Raw genomic sequence first — 20,220 nt, forward strand, 5'->3', positions numbered from 1 at the left:
GCGTATGTCCGACATACAGCCCGATCTAGGCGGCCGGACGTCCGGCGGGGTCGGTCGGCGCATCGCTTCCAACACCGGACTGCTGCTGGGCGCGAAGATTCTCGGCACGCTGCTCGGTGTCGGCACGCTGCTGATCGCGACGGGCTCGCTGACGCCGGCGGAGTTCGGGACCATCGTTTTCCTGCATGCCTACATGCTGTTCTTCGCCGAAGTCGCGACGTTCCAGAGCTGGCAGTCCGTGATCCGTTTCGGCACGGACGATGTGACGAACGGCGATGTGGACGGGCTGAGCCGGTTGCTGCGCTTCGGTTATACGCTCGACTTCGTCTCGGTCGCGCTCGGCTACATGCTGGCCGTCGGCGCGTTCGGACTTGTGGTCATGATCGCGGACAGATTGCCGGGCCTGTCGCCGGGCGAAGGGGTCGATATCCACGCTCTTCAGGCGCTCGTTACGCTCTACTGCCTGGTAATTCTGGTTCGGTTCACCAGCACGTCTGTCGGCATTTTCCGTTTGTTCGACAAATTCGTCGTCCTCGGCGCGGAAGCGCTGGTCATGCCTGTCGTGCGGTTCGCCGGGGCCGCGCTGGCAGCTTGGCAGGGATGGGGGCTGACCGGCTTCGCGGCCGCATGGTTCGTCGGCTCCTTCGCCCAATACGTCTTCCTCTGGACGGCCGGAGTCCTGGAACTCCGAAAACGCGGCCTGCTCGGGCCGGTGCTCCGCGCGCGGATGCGTTTCTTCCGCCCGCACCGTCCGATCTGGGGCTTCGTCGTGAAGTCCAATATCGATTCGACCCTGGCCACGGGCGTAATGCATCTGCCCCAGCTCTTGGTTATGGCGCTGTTCGGCCCGGTCTGGAACGGTGTCTTCAAGATCGCCGAAGAGGTCGCCAAACTGCTGACCGAAGGGTTCAAGCTCCTCGACCAAGTGATCTATCCGGAGCTGGCCAAGCTGGTCAGCATGGGCCGGGCCGACCGGATCTGGCGGATCGTGACCCGGTCGTCCGCCATATTGCTGAGCGTGGGTCTGGCGTTCTCCGCCTTGATCTTCCTGTTCGGCGAGCCGGTGCTGACGTCCATTTTCGGCGCGGATTACGCGCAGGCCGTTCCGCTAGCGGCGCTGCTGGTCCCCGCCGCTGCGCTGATGGGCGCGGCCGCGCCGCTCTACCCGATCTTCTACGCCACTGACCGGCCCGGCCGGGCGGTCATGATCCGCGGGGCGGCGCTGGCTGTCTACATCGCGGCGTTCCTGATCGCCGCCGACATCGTGGGTGAACTCGCGCCCGGTTTCGCGTCGCTGGCCGCCAACGGTTTTGCGGTCGTCATCCTGATTTTCGCCGCGCGTCACGCCGTCAGGAGCGCGCACCGGAGCCCGGGCGCGGAACGTGCGGATGCGGAACGGGCCGCATGACCGAACTGGCCGTCTTCGACCTGGACTACACGCTGACGCGGCGGGGCACGTGGGGGCGCTTCGTCACGCGGGCTCTGCGCGGACGTCCGCTCGCCTTGACGCGGATGTGGGCCGCCGCAGGCCTGGCACAGTGGCGCTACAAGCGCGGCGACACACCCCGGATCGCCGTCAAAACGGCGATGATGCGCCAGTCGATCGCCGGACGCACGAAGACGGAGCTGGAGGCCATGGCGGAAGCCTTCGTCGCGGACGATCTGGCGGACGGCATGGACCCGCGCGTCATGGCCGCCCTGGAGGACCACCGCGCCCGCGGTCACATTATCTTGATCGCCAGTGCCGCGATCGACCTGCTGGTCGAACGGTATGCAGCGGCGTTGCAAGCCGACGGGCAAGTCTCCACCCTTCTGGACTGGACCGGGGACGGGCGGCTCGCCAGCGGTTTTGCATCGGAAAACTGCTATGGAGAACAGAAGCTTGAGCGTGTCGAAGAGTGGATCGCCGACCGCGGCGTGTCGCCGGACCGCGTCACAGCCTATTCGGACAGCCGCTCGGATGCGCCGCTGCTGGAGTTCGCGGACCGGGCCGTCATCGTCAATCCGCGCCGCAAAACGAAACTCTATGCCAAGCGAACAGGTTTGGAGGTCTGGTAAACGGCGTGCAAATCCATAAATGCGGTTACGAGCCATCGTTAGGAATCGTCCATGTCGGAGTCGCGGTTTCGCGAATGGCGTGAAAACGGTGCGAATCCTGCAAGACCGGCCTATAAGTATGAACAACCGGTCATAATGCCGGGAAATCCGGACGCGAGACGCGACATGATCCGCCCGGAAGAGAGACATGTGTGGACCTTCGGCTCAAACTGACGGATGAAGACAGGCAACGCCTCAAGGTGATGCTGTTGGCCAAGCACGCGCTGGGCGACGGCCGTCCCGACGCTCAGGACGGTCTTCACGCCGTCTATCATCACGAATTGCGCGAAACCCTGGCCGCCATCGTGCCGAACCTGTCCATCGGCACGCGCTATACCGATCTGTTCGACCCGCCGGATCACGACTTTCTATTCACCATGCTCAATCGTGGTGGATTCAAGAATTCCGAAATGTTGGGGCCGCTGTTCGCAATGTGGCGCGGCGTGCCGCATCTTGGTGCGTCGCCGATCCTGCGCGGGATCGGCGACGACAAGCATCTGACGAAACTCTGCGCCCGGGCGCGCGGCATCCTGACGCCCGACAGTGAGGTCTATCGCCACGGCGGCGTCCCGCAAGATCCGCCCGCCTTCGCCGACGGTCCGATGATGGTCAAACCCAATGCCAGCTCCGCATCCTGGGGCGTGAAGGCCTGCGCCGACTGGACCGAAGCGCGTGATCACATCGACGCCCTCATGGCCGAAGAGACACCGCACGACGTCATCGTGGAGCGCTTCGTGGACGGCATAGAGGTCGCCGTTCCGGTCGTGCCGGGCGCGGATGGCGGGCCGGCCTTTCTGCCGGTCATGATCTATGACGGCGAGGATCTGCGCCATCGCACCTATCGGGAAAAGCGGTTCCGCGAACTGGATACGGAGTGGCGCGTCTGCGACGATGACGATCTGGAAAACCGGATTCTCGATGCGGTGCGTCGCCTGATGCCGGAAATCTGGCCGTTCGACTTCGGCCGGTTCGAGTTCAAATACGTGCCTGAGACGGGCGAGTTCTTTTTCATCGAACTGAACATGAGCTGCAATTTGTGGTCCAAGAAAACCGTCTCCAATAGCTGGCGCAGCTTGGGCCACAGCCACGAATCGCTGATCGAGACCATCCTGGCCGGGTCGATGCTGCGCCAGGGCGTGATCGAGCGTGTCCTGACCGGAGATGAGCCATGAGCGTGTCGGCCCTCGTCCTTGCCGCCCGCCGACCGGGCGTGACGGACCCGTTGGCCGAAAAGGCGGGCGTATCGCATAAATGCCTGATCGAGATGGACGGCGTGCCGATGATCGAACTGGTGCTGCAATCGCTGGCCGGGTCGGACAGGGTTCGCGACATCTTCGTATCCATCGACGATCCATCCGCGCTGGATGGTGTGTCAGCGATCCATGACGGCCGGCTTGGGAAACCGGTCAAGATCATCCAAAGCGCGGAGAACCTGTTCGAAAGTGTGCGCGACGCTCTGTCCGGCGAGAACCGCTATCCGATCATCATCTGCACCGCCGACAATGCGCTGCAGACGGCTGAAATGGTGGATCATTTCTGTGCCGGATTCGAAAGCGCGGATTGCGACGCGGCCGTGGCGCTGACTCCGGCGGAGGTCATCTGGGCGAAATATCCGGACGGGCAGCGGCGGCCCTACACGTTCAAGGACGGGAAATATTCCAACTGCAACCTATTCGGGTTGCGCACGCCGCGGTCCATCTCGGCGGCTCAGGCGTTCCGCGGCGGTGGGCAGTTCGGCAAGTCCAAGGCGCGCATCTTCAAGGCGTTCGGCCTGGTGAACTTGCTTCTGTATAATTTTACACTTGTCTCCCTGTCCGGCGTGTTCGATCGGCTTTCGCGCCGATTTCGCGTAAAGGTCGTGCCGATCATCATGCCGTTCGCCGAAGCGCCGATCGACGTGGACAATGAACGGACCGAACGCATCGCGCGCCGCGTTCTCGCGGAGCGCAGAGGATTGGCGGCAGAATAGAACAAGGGCAGGGGAAAGCCGAAACATGACATTGCTGGACATGCTGATGCGCCGTTTCGTGACGGTCGGCCATCTCGGCATCATCGATCACAAGGGCGCCCGCCACGATTACGGCCCCGGCGGCGACCCGTCGGCGACGATCCGCATCACCGACCCGACGCTCTACCGCACGCTCTTCTTCAATCCCGAACTTCATGCCGGCGAAGCTTATATGGACGGCACGCTGGTCGTCGAAGAGGGCGGCATTCGCGGCTTTCTCGAAGTGTTCGCCCACAACCGCGACGGATTGCGCAGCGGGGCGGTGCGCCAACGCATCAAACGGACCAAGAAACGCTTCCGCAAGCTGATGCAGCGCAATGTGCGCGAAGCCTCGTCAAAAAATGTCGAGGCCCATTACGACCTCTCCAACGATCTCTACCGGCTCTTCCTCGACGAGGACATGCAGTATAGCTGCGCCTATTGGCCGACAGACCTCAAGCCGCTGGACGAGATCGCGCTGGAAGAGGCGCAGCTCGCCAAGAAGCGCCACATCGCCGCCAAGCTGCGGCTGGAACCGGGCCAGCGCGTGCTGGACATCGGCTGTGGCTGGGGTGGCATGGCAATGCATCTCGCGCGTGAGCACGATGTCGAGGTCGTCGGGGTGACACTGTCGCACGACCAATATGCGCTGGCCCGCGAACGGGTCGAGGCGGTCGGCCTGTCCGACAAGATCGATATCCGCCTGGTCGATTACCGCGACGTAGAAGGGCCGTTCGACCGCATCGTCTCGGTCGGCATGTTCGAACATGTCGGCGTCGGCCATTATGAGGAGTATTTCTCCAAGATCCGCGACCTGCTGACGGTCGACGGCTGCGCGCTTCTCCACTCCATCGGCCGCAAGGGTGGGCCTGGCACGACCGGGAAATGGATCCGCAAATACATCTTTCCGGGCGGCTACAGCCCGGCCTTGTCGGAAACCTTTGCCGAGATCGAAAAGGCTAAGCTGTGGGTCACGGATATGGAAATTTTGCGCCTGCACTATGCGTGGACCTTGGCCGAGTGGGACAGGCGCTTCCAAGCCAACCGCGACGCGGTCGTGGCGATGAAGGACGAACGCTTCGCCCGCATGTGGGAGTTCTACCTCATCATCTCTGAGTTCTCTTTCCTCTACGGCAAACACATGAATTTCCAGATCCAGCTTGCCAAGGATGTGCATGCGCTGCCCGCCACGCGGAACTACATGATGGACGGACCCGGCCTGCTGGCGTAGATGGCCGCGCCATGAGCGACGCCCTGGAGACTGCCGAGACAAAACCTGAAAAGCCCGCGCACTTGAAGAAGGGTCGGCGGGCCTGGGTGAAGCGCAACGGCAAGAAGCTGGTGCGCACTATCGCGGGCTACCAGTCCAAGCAATCCATCGTTCCCGACACGCCGAAGATCGACAACAGCCATTTTCCCTGGCTGAAGGACTTTACCGACAATTGGGAAACGATCCGCGACGAAGCCGAGGCCGTGCTGGCCTTCCGGGACGAGATCCCGTCCTTCCACGAAATCAGCCCGGACCAGTACCGGCTTTCCACAGCCAAGAACTGGAAGACCCATGTCCTGTTCGGCTTCGGGCAGCGGTTGGAAACGAACACCGAACTGACGCCGAAGACGGCGGACATCCTCGAACGCGTGCCGAACCTGCAGACCGCCATGTTCTCGATCCTGGCACCCGGCTATCATATACCGGCTCACAAGGGCGTGACCAAAGGGATCCTGCGAAGCCATCTCGGGCTGATCATCCCGAAGGACCGGCAGAAATGCCGCATCCGGGTGGACGATACGATCACGGCTTGGGAAGAAGGCGAGATCTTCGTCTTCGACGACACATACGAGCACGAGGTCTGGAACGAGACCGACGAAGAACGGGTCATCCTGTTGTTCGACTTCGACCGCCCGATGAAGCTAGGCGGCCGCCTGCTGAACAAGACTTTCCTGCAGATCATGAAGCTGACGGCCTTCTACCAGGACCCGAAGAAGAACCTGGCGAGTGCTGAGGAGAAGATGGAAGCGGCCATCCGGCAAGCCGATGCCAACATGGAAGCGATGAGCGACCCGGCGGGTTAACCGACAGGACTTGTCAGCTCGAACAGATGTTCGACCGAGGTTCCCAGCGCCTGAGCGAATTTCAGTGCGACGATGACGGACGGCGCGAAGACGCCGTTTTCCACCGTATTGACCGTCTTCCGACTGACTCTCATGCGCTCTGCCAGTTGCGCTTGGGTGAGGTTCGAGGCTTTGCGAAAGTGGCGTATCCGGTTGTTCAGTTCCTCAACCACCTGTGGTGAGCTCTGCGATGCCGAAGACGAGGAAGGCCATGCCGAGTCCCATGCTCGAAACTATATGCGCGGCGCGTTCCGCGGGCAAGGGATCGAAGGGCGCAACGGCGACGACGATGAAACAGGTGATCATGGCCGTGATGAAACCGATCCTGACGGCCTTGTCGCGATTATACTGGGTCGGCTCGTCACGTGTCAGCGCCCGCGCCTTTCTGGGCAGAAACCATCCCCCGCCGGTTAAAAGCAGCAGTAACATGGCCAATGCGAGAGCGATCCACAGCACAGACGCCAGGACCGCGTTCGGACCCCAGTCCCAGGAGAACACCACGCCCTGTTGCAAGGCCAGGAGGAGAAACCCCAGAAAGGGAGACATCAGCGCGCGCGTCTGGCTGAAGGTATCAGCGGTTCGGTAATCGTCGGTCATGAGTATAGCCTTGTAACTTACAGGTTACATGTAACCTCTAGGTTACTCATGTCAAGATCGAATGACTTGGCGCTTGTCCCGTTACGATCGACAGACGAACAAGTTTGCGGCGAAGGTTCAGACCAATTAGTCCATGCCTCCGTCTCGGATTGCCCACAGTCATTGCATCTTCCCAACGCGTGGGAAGACAAGAGGGCCGTGCGTCAGTTCAACTCCACCACCTCATAACCCAGATCTTCCAGCCGCGCCTTCTGGCTCGCTGCGTCGCCGACGACGATGATCCTCATGGCGTCTGGACGCAGATGCGCGTCCGACAGAGCCCGCACATCGTCGAGCGTCATGGACTGCACCCGCGCCATTTCCTGGGCGCGGATGTCGGCGGGCAGGTCGTTGCGGCTGATGTCCTGGACGAGGCCGAGCTTGTCGCCCAGCGTTTCGGTCTTCAGCGCCTGCCCGCGCATGAGGGATTCCTTCATGGACGCCAGCTCCTCTTCCGTCATGTCGCGGCCGTGTTCGGCGACGATGTCGCGGATCAGCTCGAGGCTTTCCTTGGTCGAATTGGTCCGAACAGAGGTGCCGATGGCGAACGACCCTTGGTCCTTGTCGCCAGAGGCGCCGGACCCGATGCCATATGTATAGCCCTTGTTGACGCGCAGTTCCGTCATCAGCTTGGACGTGTAGATGCCGCCCAGCGGGAAATTGATCGCATCGAGGCGCGGATAGTCCGCATCCGTCGAGGCCAGTGCCGGCCGGGACAGGCGGATGACCGACTGCTTGGCGTCGGGGAAGTCGCGGAAATAGATCACCGTTTCGTCCACATCGGCCATGGCGGGGCGCGGCTTGGGCTCCAGATCGCCTTCCACCGGATCGGACAGCGTGCCGAAGGTGGCCAGCACCTCGGACTCCTCATAATCGCCGACGATGTTCAATGTCGCGGTGGACAGATCCATATAGTTGCCGTGGAACGCCTTCAGGTCGTCCAGCGTGATCGCCCGGATCTGGTCTTCCGACCCGGCGCCCGCGACCGACAGGGCGCTTTCGGTCGGATAGGTCAGGCGCGCCTGCGCCTGTTGGGCGAGGAAGTTCGGATTGGCCTGCTGGCCGACCGCCGACTGGGCGAAGCTTTCGCGCAACGTCTCGAACTCGTCCTCGGCGAAGGCGGGCATGTTGATCATGGCCTCGACCAGCTTGACCGTCTCGTCCAGATTTCGGGCCAGGGTCTTGCCGCGGATTGTGGTGAAGCGGTCGCCCGTCAGCACGTTGATCTCCGAGCCGAGATTGCCGAGCGCATCCTCGAAGGCGGCCGTGTCCATCTCGCCCGCGCCTTTCATCAGCAGGTCGCCCATCATGGCGGCGACGCCGGGCTTGTCGGCGCTCGCGCGGTTCTTGCCGGCGTCGAAGTCGATGGAGAATTCGATCAGCGGCACTTCGTCGGATTGCAGGCCGACGATCTCCAGACCGTTGGGGGCGTCCGCTTTCCAGATGGTCGGCACGGGCAGATCGTAGGGTTCGCCGAAGTCCGGCTCGACCGTGCGGTCGAAGGAGGACAAAGTCGGCTCGAAGATGCGCGCGTCGGGATCGTAAGGCACGTCGGCCTCCGCGCCCTGGACGACGACCTCCTCGACCACTTTGGCCGTCTCGGCGCCTTCCAGGCCGAGTTCCAGCTCGCCCTTGGGCACGAAGGAGGTCGCCACATAGGGCCGGTCCTTGATGTAGCGGTTGTAGACATCCATCACGTCTTCGGCCGTCACCGCCCGAAGCGCGGCGATGTCGTCGTCCAGATAGCCCGGATCGTCGCGGAAGAGATTGTATTCGGCCAGGGCGATGGCCTTGCCGAGCGCGCTCTGCACCTCGTCATAGACGCCGACCTCGGCCTCGGTCTTGATGCGCTCCAGCGCGTCTTCGGGAATGCCGTTCTCCTGGAAGCGCGCGAAGGCGGCTTCGATGGCGGGCATCAGCGCGTCCGTGTCCTCCCCCGCCTTGGGCTGGACGATCAGATAGATTTCGCCCGCTAATTCCTTGAACCAGGTGAAGCCGCCGACACTGGTCGTCAGTTCCTGCTCGTCGATCAGCACTTCATTGAAGGGGGCCCGTTTGCCGTCCGTCAGATAGTTGATCAGCACTTCGAGCGCATAGGAATCCGGATGGTATTCCGCCACGGCCGGCCACACGAGGGTGAGCTGCGGCACGGTCGCGAAATTGTCCTCGTGGACGAAGGTCAGGGTTTCTTCCAGCGTGACAGGCTCGACCTCGCGTTCGGGCTGGACCTCGCCCATCGGGATGTCGCCGAAATACCGTGTCACCAGGCGGCGCGCCTCCAGCGGGTCGAAATCGCCCGTGATGGTGACGGTCACGTTCTGCGGCGTGTACCATTTGGCGAAAAAATCCTTCGTGTCCTGCAACGTCGCGGATTCCACGTCGTCGAGCGAGCCGATGACTTGGTGGTTGTAGGGATGGCCCTCCGGGTAGATCGCCTTGCCGATGACATAGAGATTGTGGCCGTAGGGCTGGTTGTCCACGCGTTGGCGCTTCTCGTTCTTCACCACCTGCTTTTCGCGGTCGATGACGTTCTGGTTCACCGTGTTGATGAACCAGCCGATCTTGTCGGCCTCCGCCCAGATCACCTTCTCCAGCGCGTCCGCCGGGACGGCCTGGAAATATTGAGTCATGTCGTTGGTCGTGAAGCCGTTCGTGCCTTCGCCGCCGATCCGGGTGTTCATTTCGTCCAGACCGCCATAGCCGAGGTTCTCGGAGTCCAGGAACAGCAGATGCTCGAACAGATGGGCGAAGCCGGTCTTGCCCGGCACTTCGCGGGCCGAGCCGACATGGGCGGCCAGGTTGATCGCCACGATCGGATCCGACTCGTCAACATGCAGGATGACGTCGAGTCCGTTGTCGAGCGTGAATTTCTCGAATTCGATTTCGGGCAAGGCGTCGGACGCGGCGACTTCGGCCGGGGCGGCGACGCTCGGATCGACGGTTTCGGGTGCGCCCGGATCACAGGCGGCCAGGACAAGAACGGAGGCAAAGAGCAAGGCGCGGTATTTCATCGAATTGTCATCTCGTTTATCGATAAGGTGGCTCCGCTATAGGGGGGCTTGGCCGATAATGCTAGAGGGCAGGAATGGATGACCTTCACATCAGGAACGGGCTGCATGTTCCGGCCAAGGCGATCGGCGTCGATGCGGTCAAGGCGTCCGGGCCGGGCGGACAATCCGTCAACAAGACCAATTCGGCGGCGCAGCTGCGCGCCTATGTCGATGCGTTCGGCTGGCCCGACAGCTTGCGCGACCGCGTCCTGGGCCATGCCGATTCGCGCATCAGCGAAACCCAGCGCGCCATCGTGATCTCGGTTTCCACGCACCGGTCGTTCCATCGCAACCGCGACGAGGCGCTGGGCCGCCTGGCCGATCTGCTGCGCAAGGCGCTGCACCGCCGCAAGCCGCGCCGCCGCACCCGCCCGTCGCGCAGCGCCGCGCGCCGTGCGGTCAAGGCGCAGAAGCGACGGTCGGAGATCAAGGCCTTGCGCGGCCCGGTCGAGTGGGACGGCCGCTGACGGCAAGGCTTGCGAAACGGCTCGCGACTCGCTAAGGGGCGCGCCGATGCACGCGGCTCCTCTTACGGGGGCCGCGCTTTACGTTTGAATTCATGGAGGCGACCATGGCGGTCCCTAAGAGTAAGATCAGCAATTCGCGCCGCGGCATGCGCCGGGCGCACGACAAGCTCAAGAACCCTTGCTACGTCGAGGATCAGGATAGCGGCGAGCTTCGCCGTCCGCATCATATCGACCTGAAGAGCGGCAAATATCGCGGTCGCCAGGTGCTCGCAGCCAAGGACTAGTCACCGGTGCGGCCATGGGCCGCGCTACACTGATGATCGAAACCCGGCCTTCGCGCCGGGTTTTTTGCGTTCGGGCCGCCCGATGATCAGAGCCGCGTCCGGCCCCGACCAAAGCCGGGTGGAAGCTTGTGTCGGGCCCGGATAGCGGGCCAGTCGGCATCATCTGATAACGCCGGGGGTCAGAGGCCGTGGATGACTTGTGGAGGGTCGGATATCTCGACACCCACATGGACGGGAAATCAATCCGCGCCGACCTCTTCAGAGGCGCCTGCGATGACAGCCGGAGACGGACAGGGGGTAAGTTGCATTGCGCCGACTTGGCCGCTCCCATGCTTGACTCCGCGCCCCGCCCCACTAATCGGCGCGCATGATCGAGATCGAGACCGTCTTCGCCCGCGAAATCCTGGACAGCCGCGGTAATCCCACGCTCGAAGTGGACATCGAACTGAGCGACGGCGCCATGGGCCGCGCCGCCGTGCCGAGCGGCGCTTCGACAGGGGCGCACGAGGCGGTGGAACTGCGCGACGGCGACACGTCGCGCTATCTCGGCAAGGGCGTTCGCAACGCCGTGCAAAACGTCAACACCGAGATCGCCGACACCATCGAGGGACTGGACGCAGAAAACCAGCGCGGCATCGACGAAATCCTCAGGACGCTGGACGGCACGGAAAACAAGGGCCGCCTCGGCGCCAACGCCATGCTCGGCGTGTCGCTCGCGCTCGCCAAGGCCGTTGCGGACAGCCAGCAGGTTCCGCTATACCGTTATGTCGGCGGCGCGAACGCGCATGTGCTGCCCGTGCCGATGATGAACATCATCAATGGCGGCGAGCACGCGGACAACCCCATCGACATCCAGGAATTCATGATCATGCCGGTCGGGGCGGAAAGCTTTTCCGAAGGCTTGCGGTGCGGCGCGGAAATCTTCCATGCGCTCAAGGCGCAGCTGAAGGCCGACGGCCACAACACCAATGTCGGCGACGAAGGCGGGTTCGCGCCCAACCTGTCCTCCACGCGCGACGCGTTGGACTATATCCTCAAAGCCATCGAGGCTGCGGGCTACACGGCCGGCGGGGACGTTTTCCTTGCGCTGGACGTGGCTTCGACCGAGTTCTTCGAAGACGGTCGGTACGAGATCAAGGGCGAGGGCAAGAGCCTGAGCTCGACGGATTTCGCCGACTATCTCGCTGCGCTCTGCGACGATTATCCCATCATTTCGATCGAGGACGGCATGGCCGAGGACGACTGGGGCGGATGGACGCGCCTGACCGAGCGGATCGGCGAGCGCGTGCAACTGGTCGGTGACGATCTGTTCGTGACCAACCCGTCGCGCCTGAAGACCGGCATCGAGATGAAGGCCGCCAATTCCGTGCTGGTCAAGGTCAACCAGATCGGAACCTTGTCCGAAACGCTCGACGCCGTGGACATGGCGCACCGGGCCGGGTTCACCGCCGTGATGAGCCACCGATCGGGCGAGACGTCGGACACGACCATCGCCGACCTCGCCGTCGCGACCAATTGCGGGCAGATCAAGACGGGCAGCCTGGCGCGCTCCGACCGGCTGGCGAAATATAACCAACTGCTGCGCATCGAGGAACAGCTAGGCGAAATGGCAGTCTATGCCGGGCGCAGCATCCTCAAGGTCTAGGCCGGACCCAAAGCCTGCGATCCGCCGTCGTGCTTAACGCGGCGTAAACGATGTCGCGGCTAGATCTCGGACCATCATGCGGCGGCTCGACCTGAAACTTCCGGCCCTCAAGCGCCGTGCGCCTGCGGCGGCGCTGACGGTCATCTATCTCTATCTCGGCTATCATGCCCTGTCGGGGAGCCAGGGCCTCGTGCGCTGGCTGGAACAGTCCGACCGGGCGGAGCGGCTGGAGCTGCGGCTGAGCGCCCTGGAGGCGCGCCGCGACGCTTTGCAGGCCGAAGTGGACCTGCTGTCCGCCGATGGGCTCGACCTCGATTCCCTCGATATGGAAGCGCGGCGGCTTTTACATGTCGCGCGCCCCGACGAGCTCACGATATGGGTTGACCCTTAGGCCGAGCATGCGATGTAGCGCCCCTGCTGTCGGGGCGCCCGCTTCGATGGCCGATTTTCGCACCGCGCTGCCGGAGGGCATGATGGCCGCCAAAACGAGCAAGACCAAAACCGGTCCGTCCAAGACGAGAAAGGCGAAACCGCGCCCGTCCGACAAGGACGAACTGCTCGGCCTGTACCGCGACATGCTGCTGATCCGCCGGTTCGAGGAACGCGCCGGGCAGCTCTACGGCATGGGCGAGATCGCGGGCTTCTGCCATCTCTATATCGGCCAGGAAGCGGTCGTGACCGGCTGCAAGGCCGTGATGGAAGAGGGCGACCAGATGATCACCGGCTACCGCGCCCACGGCCATAGCCTGGCCTGCGGCATGAGCCCCGAAGAGGTCATGGCCGAACTGACGGGCCGTGCCGCCGGATGCTCCAAGGGCAAGGGCGGCTCCATGCACATGTTCTCGACGGAGAACCGCTTCTATGGCGGGCACGGGATCGTCGGGGCGCAGGTTCCGATCGGGGCGGGGCTCGCTTTCGCCAACAAATATCACGAAAACGGCGCGGTCAGCCTGGCCTTCTTCGGCGACGGCGCGTCGAACCAGGGACAGGTCTACGAGGCTTTCAACATGGCGAAGCTGTGGGACCTGCCGGTCGTGTTCATCATCGAGAACAACCAGTACGCCATGGGCACGAGTGTCGAGCGGGCGTCGGCGGAAACCGAGCTGCACAAGCGCGGCATCAGCTTCGAGATCGAAGGGCATCTGGTGGACGGAATGAACGTGCTGGAAGTTCGGGACATGGCCAAGATGGCGCTCGACCATGCGCGCTCCGGCAAGGGGCCGATCATTCTTGAGATGAAGACCTATCGCTATCGCGGCCATTCCATGTCCGATCCGGCCAAATACCGCACCCGCGACGAGGTGACGAAAACGCGCGAGGAAAGCGATCCGATCGAAGCCGTCAAAGCGCGCCTGCTCAAGGAGAAATGGGCGGACGAGGACCAGCTCAAGCAGATCGACAAAGAGATCAAGGACACGGTCAAGGCTGCCGCCGACTTCGCGGTCGAAACGCCCGAGCCGGAGCCGAGCGAGCTGTGGACGGACGTGCTCATCGAGGTGGAGGCGTGAGGGTCGATACAACTCGAACACCGCTCAGCCCGACAAAAGCCGCGGTCCAGACAAGACATGCCGGACAGCGCTTCGTGCTGGCCTGTGAGCCGGATCCCGCGTCGCAGCATGGGAAGCGCGGGAATTAGGAATGCCCACCGAAATCCAATACCTCCTCTACTCCGTTGCGCTCTATCTCGCCATGATTGTCATGCAGGCTGTCGCGGCGACCTTTTCGCGCAAGGCGACGGTCGGCGAGTTGGTCGGTGCGCGCGACGATCTGCCCGCGACCGGGCTGAACCCGCTGCACGGCCGCGCCAAGCGGGCGCAGGCCAACATGACCGAAGGCATGATGATGTTCGTGCCGCTGATCCTCGCGGCCGCCTATCTCGATGCTTTTTCGCCGACGACCGCACTCGGTGCGGCGCTGTTCTTCTTCGGCCGGTTGGCTTTCGCGCCACTCTACTATTTTGGCGTTCCCTGGCTTCGCACGCTCGCCTGGTTCGCGTCCATCGCCGGCATCGTGCTGATCCTGTGGGAGCTGATCGTCTGATGTTCGACAAACGCGCGGATAGCTCGGTGGGACTGCCCGTGCCGACGCCCGCGATCGGGGCGCCGGATGCGCGGGAGCTGTTGCGCTTCTGGACGGCGAATGGCGGGGCGCATGTCTCACTGTCGACCGTGACGCATCCGGACGGCGAAGACGGCGTTCTCTGGGGTGTGGTTCTGGCGGACATAGCCCGCCACGCCGTGAACGCACTGTGCCAGTCCGGCAACACGAAGATGGACGCGGACGCGTTGATGACGCAGATTACGAAGACTTTCCTGGACGAGCTCGGCTTTGGCCGCGACGTCGTCGGAACGATCAAGAAGGCAGAAGACTGATGGCGATCGATATCCAGATGCCGGCCTTGTCCCCGACCATGGAGGAAGGCACGCTGGCCAAATGGCTGGTCAAAGAGGGCGACACAGTGGCGTCCGGCGACGTGCTGGCCGAGATCGAGACGGACAAGGCGACGATGGAGGTCGAAGCCGTGGACGAAGGCACGATCGGCAAACTCGTCGTCGCGGACGGCACCGAAGGCGTGAAGGTCGGCGCGGTCATCGCGCAGCTGCTGGAAGAGGGCGAGAGCGCCGACGACCTGCCCGATGCGTCCGCCAAACCCGCCGCCAAGCCATCGGATGATGAAAAAGGCGACACCGATCCGGGCACGGCCGGTCCGGCCCATCCGGAGAACGAGAATGCGGATCGCGACGGCTCCGAGGGCCAGGCCCCGGTCGGCAAGCCCGTCGCCGACGACCCCGCCATCCCGACCAACATCAAAATGGTCGAGACGACCGTGCGCGACGCGTTGCGCGATGCCATGGCCGAGGAGATGCGCCGGGACGAGACCGTCTTCGTCATGGGCGAGGAGGTCGCGGAATATCAGGGCGCCTACAAGGTCACGCGCGAACTGCTGCAGGAATTCGGCGCCAAGCGCGTGGTGGACACGCCGATCACGGAATACGGCTTCGCCGGGATCGGGGTCGGCGCGGCGTTTGGCGGGCTGAAACCCATCGTCGAATTCATGACCTTCAACTTCGCCATGCAGGCGATCGACCACATCATCAATTCGGCCGCCAAGACGCTCTACATGTCCGGCGGGCAGATGCGCTGCCCCATCGTGTTCCGCGGCCCCAATGGGGCGGCCAGCCGCGTCGGCGCGCAGCACAGCCAGGACTATTCCGCCTGGTATGCCCACGTGCCGGGCCTGAAGGTCATCGCGCCCTATGACAGCGCGGACGCCAAAGGCCTGCTGAAAGCCGCGATCCGCGATCCCAATCCGGTCGTCTTCCTAGAACACGAGCTGATCTACGGCGAGAGCTTCGACGTGCCGGACATGGACGATTTCCTCATCCCCATCGGCAAGGCCAAGATCCGCCGCGAAGGCTCGGACGTGACCATCACGGCGCATTCGCGCATGGTGAAGTTCGCGCTGGAAGCCGCCGAAATCCTGGCGGGCGAGGGGATCGACGCCGAAGTCATCGACCTGCGCACGCTGCGCCCGCTCGACACGGACACGGTGATCGAGAGCGTCAAGAAGACCAACCGCATCGTCTGCGCCGAAGAGGGCTGGGGCCAGCACGGTGTCGGCGCGGAAATCGCCGCAGCCGTCGTGGCGGAAGCCTTCGACTATCTAGACGCTCCGCCCGCGCGCGTTTTCCAGAAGGACGTCCCGCTGCCCTACGCCGCGAACCTGGAGGCAATGAGCTTGCCGGGGACGGAGGATGTGGTTCGGGCGGCGAAGGCTGTTCTGTATGTCTGATTTACTCGAGGACGTTGAAGCTTTGCTAAACACTCATCGAGGTGTGACAACATCAGATGAACTTTCGAACATGAGTTTTCTCTACGCTGGAGGCCTAATCTTCTCATCTGGATTTAATAGATTACAAGAATGCCTCACAAAATTTAACTCAGACCAAGATGGTATCGGTGCTGCCCTAATGATGTTTCATATTGAGGCTGATAATATTCAACTTCGTCAAGGCCTAGAATCAACTTTGGAAGCTCAACGAGTGGTGGAAACTGAGAAGTACGAAAAAACCTTTGCATTGCGAGCATTGAGCTTGTTCTTGCAAGCTATGCTTATGGTATCGCCTAGTGATGCTATATCACAGATTGAACAAAAACAACCTTCAAGAGATACTAAGGCGTTGTTATCTCTACAGTCTCTATTCGCTCTAGCAATAGAGCGTTATAGAAACATAGAGAGACGTAATGCCCATTGAAGTCCTCATGCCCGCTTTGTCTCCGACCATGGAGGAGGGGACGCTGGCCAAGTGGCTGGTGAAGGAAGGCGACACTGTCTCTTCGGGCGACCTGCTGGCCGAGATCGAAACGGACAAAGCGACCATGGAGGTCGAGGCCGTGGACGAGGGCACGGTGGCGAAACTGCTGGTTGCTGACGGCAGTGACGGCGTGAAAGTAAACGCTCCCATCGCGCTGCTGCTGGAAGACGGGGAGGATGCCAGCGCGCTAGAGGGTTATGAAGCCGGAGGCAATGACGGTGGTGGCGAAATTGCGCCTGTGACGCCCGACGGGGCGGAGAAGGGCGGTGCCAAGGCCGAAACCGGCGCGGCGGAGACGCGGCAGACGCGTTATGATGCTGAGCCGAAGGAGGCTGATGTCCAACCCGCCGCTCATCCCGACGGAAGTCGGGACCCAGGCCAGGGTGCGGAAGCCCGCAAGCTGGATCCCGGCGTTCGCCGGGATGAGCGGAGTGGAAAGCGGATTTTCGCCAGTCCGCTCGCCAAGCGCCTGGCAGAACAAGCGGGGCTGGATCTTGCGTCCATCACCGGGTCCGGGCCGAACGGACGGATCGTGAAGGCGGATGTCGAGGCGGCCAAGTCGGCTCCGAAGCCTGCGCCGAAAACCGAAGCTTCCGAATCCGCGACAACCACCGAAGTCGGCCTGCCGCGCGCCACAGGCGGCGTCGAAGCGCTGACCAAGATGGGGGTGCCGCCTGAAAGCTATCGGCTGGAGCCATTGGACGGCGTGCAGAAGGTCATTGCCCGCCGCCTGACCAGCTCCAACGTCAACGTCCCGGACTTCCCGCTGACCATCGATTGCGAGATCGATGCGCTGCTGGCCATGCGCAAGGAACTGAACGCGCAGGCGCCCGAAGGCATCAAGATCAGTGTCAACGACATGTTGATCCGCGCTTGTGCGCTGAGCCTGAAGGCCGTGCCGGAAGGCAATGCCAGCTATACGGAGGACGGCCTGGCCTTTCACCATACTGCCGACGTCGCCGTGGCCGTCGCGACCGAACGCGGGCTGATCACGCCCATCGTGCGCGAGGCGGAGAACAAGGGCCTGTCGACCATTTCTGCGGAAATGACCGATCTGGCCGCCCGCGCGAGAGACGGCAAACTCAAGCCGCAGGAATATCAGGGCGGCAGCTTTTCCATCTCCAATCTGGGCATGTTCGGCATCAAAGAATTCGGCTCGATCATCAACGAACCGCACGGCATGATCCTGTCCGTCGGCGCGGGCGCCCCGCGCCCCGTGGTCAAGGACGGCGCGCTGGCCGTTGCGACCGTAATGACCGTGACGTTGACCTGCGACCACCGCGTCGTGGACGGCGCCGCCGGGGCGCGTTGGTTGCAGCACTTCAAGGGGTTGATCGAAAACCCGCTGACCATGATGCTCTAGGTGACATGTTCCGGAGGCGACGCGGTTTAAGCGGTTTCGCCTGCTGCGTGTGCCGGGTTGAGGGGGTTCGCGCGCTCCGATAGGCTTCGGGGCGAGCCTGCCCGGAGCCCGTCATGGTGCTGAAATATCTGACTGTCGGCGTGATTTCCGCGATCCTCGTCGCGCTGGCGATCTTCCTGATGCTGGATGACGAAACGGTGGAACGCATCCGGGCCGACCGGGACCAGGCCGTGATGCAGAAGGCCGCGCCGGAGCTTCGCCGTTCCGGTGTTCCCGGCAAAGACGCCCGATCCGACTCGCCAGAAACCCAGCGCATCGAAGTGGACGCGATCGAAATCATGGGCGCGCGCGACGCCGCCATACTTGATGACCTGAACGGCGCGCTCGCCGACGACGATCACGACAAGGCGGCCGATCTGATCCGCCGCCTGTCCTCGCCCCCGTTGCGCGACACGGCGCGGCAGCGCATCGGCATCGGCCATGCCCGCGCCGGACGGATGGACGACGCCTTGGCCATGGCCGAAGCGGTCGAGATCGCGGAGCTGGCCGACCCGGTGCGGGCGGCCATCCTGCGCGCGGCGGAGGAGTAGGGCGGCCAACATGGCCATCAACACCCTAACTCTTGTCTTGCCCTCGGCACTGAATGCCGGGATGCGAGACGTCGAGATGCCGAGAATGAAGACTCTGTCGCCTTAGAGCTTGGCAGACCCAAGTCTCTCCCTTGCCTGAACTGCGACTGTCGCGACCATCCTCTTGCGCCCATTTGGATGCACACCTAGGGCGGGTTTACTACGGGTCGCGTAGCGATCCGCGGCCCCTTCACGGGAACGCCAATCCATCAGGCTAGAGTAGGTCATCATGAGCGACTTCGACGTCATCATCATCGGTTCCGGACCCGGCGGCTACGTCACGGCGATACGGGCGAGCCAGCTGGGCAAGACCGTCGCCGTGATCGAGAAGGCCGATCTGGGCGGCGTGTGCCTGAACTGGGGCTGCATCCCGACCAAGGCCATGCTGCGATCCGCCGAAGTCTACGAGAACATGCAACACGCCAAGGCCTATGGCCTCAGCGCGGAGACGGGCTACGATCTCGACGCCATCGTGAAGCGCTCGCGCGACATCGCCGGGCAGCTGTCGGGCGGGGTGAAGCACCTGATGAAGAAGAACAAGATCACGGTGATCGGCGGCCATGCCTCGCTGGAACCCGGCGACCCGGCGCCCATCGTCAGCGTCGAAGGCAAGACTTACACGGCCGACCACGTCATCGTCGCGTCCGGCGCCCGGGCGCGGACCATCCCGCAGGCTGGGCTGGAACCGGACGGGCAGTTCATCTGGACCGCGCGCGAAGCCATGGTGCCGGACACGGTTCCGGAACGGCTTCTGGTGATCGGATCGGGGGCCATTGGAATGGAATTCGCCAGCTTCTTCTCCGCTTTCGGGGCGAAGACGACTGTAGTCGAGATGATGGACCGCATTCTTCCGGCCGAAGACGAAGAGGTTTCTGCTTTCGCGAAGAAACAGTTCGAGAAGCGCGGCCTGACCTTCAAGCTCGGTACGCAAGCGTCTCTGAAGACCGGCAAGACCGGCGTCACGGCGACCTTCACCAAGGACGGCAGAGAGGAGACGGCGGAGTTCGACCGCGTCGTGCTGGCCGTCGGAATCGTCGGCAATGTCGAGGATATGGGTCTGGAGGCGCTCGGCGTGACCATCGAGCGCAGCCATATCGTGACGGACGAGTATTCGCGCACCGGCGTGCCGAACCTCTACGCCATTGGCGACGTCACCGGCGCGCCCTGGCTCGCGCACAAGGCGTCGCACGAAGGCATCATCTGCATCGAAAAGATCGCGGGGCTCGATCCCCATCCGCTCGACCCCAAACGCATTCCGGGCTGCACCTATTGCCATCCGCAAGTCGCCAGCGTCGGCCATACCGAGGCCGAAGCGAAGGAGGCGGGCTACGATGTCAAGGTCGGCAATTTCCCCTTCATCGGCAATGGCAAGGCCATTGCGCTGGGAGAGTCCGAAGGGTTCGTGAAGACCGTGTTCGACGCAGGCACCGGCGAGCTGCTCGGCGCCCATATGATCGGGGCGGAGGTGACGGAACTGATCCAGGGCTACGCCATCGCGCAGACGCTGGAAACGACCGAGCACGAACTGATCGAGACGGTCTTCCCGCATCCGACTTTGTCGGAAATGATGCACGAAGCCACCCTGTCGGCTTATGGTCGCGCGCTGCATTTCTAGGGTATAATAGCGTTTTTCC

At 63.0% G+C, this 20,220-nt stretch carries 21 protein-coding genes; 18 read left to right on the forward strand and 3 right to left on the reverse strand.

All coding sequences use genetic code 11. The features are described from left to right. Positions 1-4 precede the first annotated feature (4 nt). The 6 genes from Q0718_RS00115 to Q0718_RS00140 all read left to right on the forward strand — a co-directional run bounded on the left by Q0718_RS00115 (position 5) and on the right by Q0718_RS00140 (position 6,157). Complete coding sequence (locus Q0718_RS00115; protein WP_298911666.1) at positions 5-1,408, forward strand: lipopolysaccharide biosynthesis protein; 1,404 nt, start codon at positions 5-7, stop codon at positions 1,406-1,408. Further along, on the forward strand, positions 1,405-2,058 hold the full coding sequence (locus Q0718_RS00120; RefSeq protein WP_298911667.1) for an HAD-IB family hydrolase: 654 nt from the start codon (positions 1,405-1,407) through the stop codon (positions 2,056-2,058). The genes Q0718_RS00115 and Q0718_RS00120 overlap by 4 nt, the downstream gene beginning before the upstream one ends. Positions 2,059-2,249: 191 nt before the next feature. After that, positions 2,250-3,269, forward strand: a complete 1,020-nt coding sequence (locus Q0718_RS00125; protein WP_298911668.1) for a hypothetical protein — start codon at positions 2,250-2,252, stop codon at positions 3,267-3,269. Next, positions 3,266-4,066: a nucleotidyltransferase family protein gene (locus Q0718_RS00130; RefSeq protein ID WP_298911669.1), complete on the forward strand. Its 801-nt coding sequence runs from the start codon at positions 3,266-3,268 to the stop codon at positions 4,064-4,066. Before Q0718_RS00125 ends, Q0718_RS00130 begins: the two co-directional genes overlap by 4 nt. Before the next feature lie 25 nt (positions 4,067-4,091). After that, a complete protein-coding gene (locus Q0718_RS00135; RefSeq protein WP_298911670.1) occupies positions 4,092-5,315 on the forward strand; it encodes a cyclopropane-fatty-acyl-phospholipid synthase family protein in 1,224 nt (407 codons plus the stop codon). 11 nt (positions 5,316-5,326) lie between these two features. Further along, entirely contained in the window at positions 5,327-6,157 is an 831-nt protein-coding gene (locus tag Q0718_RS00140; protein ID WP_298911671.1) for an aspartyl/asparaginyl beta-hydroxylase domain-containing protein, read from the forward strand. Here the strand turns inward: Q0718_RS00140 and Q0718_RS00145 are convergent. The 3 genes from Q0718_RS00145 to Q0718_RS00155 form a co-directional block, all read right to left on the reverse strand. Then, a complete protein-coding gene (locus Q0718_RS00145; RefSeq protein ID WP_298911672.1) occupies positions 6,154-6,369 on the reverse strand; it encodes a helix-turn-helix transcriptional regulator in 216 nt (71 codons plus the stop codon). The two genes, Q0718_RS00140 and Q0718_RS00145, sit on opposite strands and share 4 nt — an antisense overlap. Continuing rightward, a complete protein-coding gene (locus Q0718_RS00150; protein WP_298911673.1) occupies positions 6,362-6,793 on the reverse strand; it encodes a hypothetical protein in 432 nt (143 codons plus the stop codon). Before Q0718_RS00150 ends, Q0718_RS00145 begins: the two co-directional genes overlap by 8 nt. Positions 6,794-6,996: 203 nt before the next feature. Continuing rightward, complete coding sequence (locus Q0718_RS00155; protein WP_298911674.1) at positions 6,997-9,843, reverse strand: pitrilysin family protein; 2,847 nt, start codon at positions 9,841-9,843, stop codon at positions 6,997-6,999. 74 nt (positions 9,844-9,917) lie between these two features. Here Q0718_RS00155 and arfB point away from each other — a divergent pair, with 74 nt between their 5' ends. The 12 genes from arfB (at position 9,918) to lpdA (ending at position 20,201) form a co-directional block, all read left to right on the forward strand. Beyond that, complete coding sequence (gene arfB, locus Q0718_RS00160; protein ID WP_298911675.1) at positions 9,918-10,349, forward strand: alternative ribosome rescue aminoacyl-tRNA hydrolase ArfB; 432 nt, start codon at positions 9,918-9,920, stop codon at positions 10,347-10,349. 104 nt (positions 10,350-10,453) lie between these two features. Further along, positions 10,454-10,633, forward strand: a complete 180-nt coding sequence (gene rpmF / locus Q0718_RS00165) for a 50S ribosomal protein L32 (protein ID WP_298911676.1) — start codon at positions 10,454-10,456, stop codon at positions 10,631-10,633. Positions 10,634-11,000: 367 nt separating this feature from the next. Then, positions 11,001-12,278, forward strand: coding sequence for a phosphopyruvate hydratase (eno, locus tag Q0718_RS00170; RefSeq protein WP_298911677.1), 1,278 nt, complete (start codon positions 11,001-11,003; stop codon positions 12,276-12,278). A 76-nt stretch (positions 12,279-12,354) separates the two neighbouring features. Continuing rightward, a complete protein-coding gene (locus tag Q0718_RS00175; protein WP_298911678.1) occupies positions 12,355-12,669 on the forward strand; it encodes a septum formation initiator family protein in 315 nt (104 codons plus the stop codon). A gap of 46 nt (positions 12,670-12,715) precedes the next feature. Further along, complete coding sequence (gene pdhA, locus Q0718_RS00180; protein ID WP_298911679.1) at positions 12,716-13,786, forward strand: pyruvate dehydrogenase (acetyl-transferring) E1 component subunit alpha; 1,071 nt, start codon at positions 12,716-12,718, stop codon at positions 13,784-13,786. Between the two features lie 130 nt (positions 13,787-13,916). Beyond that, a complete protein-coding gene (locus Q0718_RS00185) occupies positions 13,917-14,318 on the forward strand; it encodes an MAPEG family protein (RefSeq protein WP_298911680.1) in 402 nt (133 codons plus the stop codon). Further along, the gene (locus tag Q0718_RS00190) at positions 14,318-14,650 is read left to right on the forward strand and encodes a DUF5076 domain-containing protein (RefSeq protein ID WP_298911681.1); all 333 of its coding nucleotides are present in this window, start codon (positions 14,318-14,320) and stop codon (positions 14,648-14,650) included. The genes Q0718_RS00185 and Q0718_RS00190 overlap by 1 nt, the downstream gene beginning before the upstream one ends. After that, a complete protein-coding gene (locus Q0718_RS00195; protein WP_298911682.1) occupies positions 14,650-16,071 on the forward strand; it encodes a pyruvate dehydrogenase complex E1 component subunit beta in 1,422 nt (473 codons plus the stop codon). The genes Q0718_RS00190 and Q0718_RS00195 overlap by 1 nt, the downstream gene beginning before the upstream one ends. After that, the gene (locus Q0718_RS00200; protein ID WP_298911683.1) at positions 16,064-16,534 is read left to right on the forward strand and encodes a hypothetical protein; all 471 of its coding nucleotides are present in this window, start codon (positions 16,064-16,066) and stop codon (positions 16,532-16,534) included. Before Q0718_RS00195 ends, Q0718_RS00200 begins: the two co-directional genes overlap by 8 nt. Beyond that, complete coding sequence (locus Q0718_RS00205) at positions 16,524-17,957, forward strand: pyruvate dehydrogenase complex dihydrolipoamide acetyltransferase (RefSeq protein ID WP_298911684.1); 1,434 nt, start codon at positions 16,524-16,526, stop codon at positions 17,955-17,957. The genes Q0718_RS00200 and Q0718_RS00205 overlap by 11 nt, the downstream gene beginning before the upstream one ends. 113 nt (positions 17,958-18,070) lie before the next feature. Further along, entirely contained in the window at positions 18,071-18,547 is a 477-nt protein-coding gene (locus Q0718_RS00210; RefSeq protein ID WP_298911686.1) for a hypothetical protein, read from the forward strand. A 268-nt stretch (positions 18,548-18,815) separates the two neighbouring features. Further along, complete coding sequence (gene lpdA, locus Q0718_RS00215) at positions 18,816-20,201, forward strand: dihydrolipoyl dehydrogenase (RefSeq protein ID WP_298911688.1); 1,386 nt, start codon at positions 18,816-18,818, stop codon at positions 20,199-20,201. Positions 20,202-20,220: the final 19 nt, after the last annotated feature.

The organism is uncultured Algimonas sp., assembly GCF_947498175.1.
GTDB lineage: Bacteria > Pseudomonadota > Alphaproteobacteria > Caulobacterales > Maricaulaceae > Litorimonas.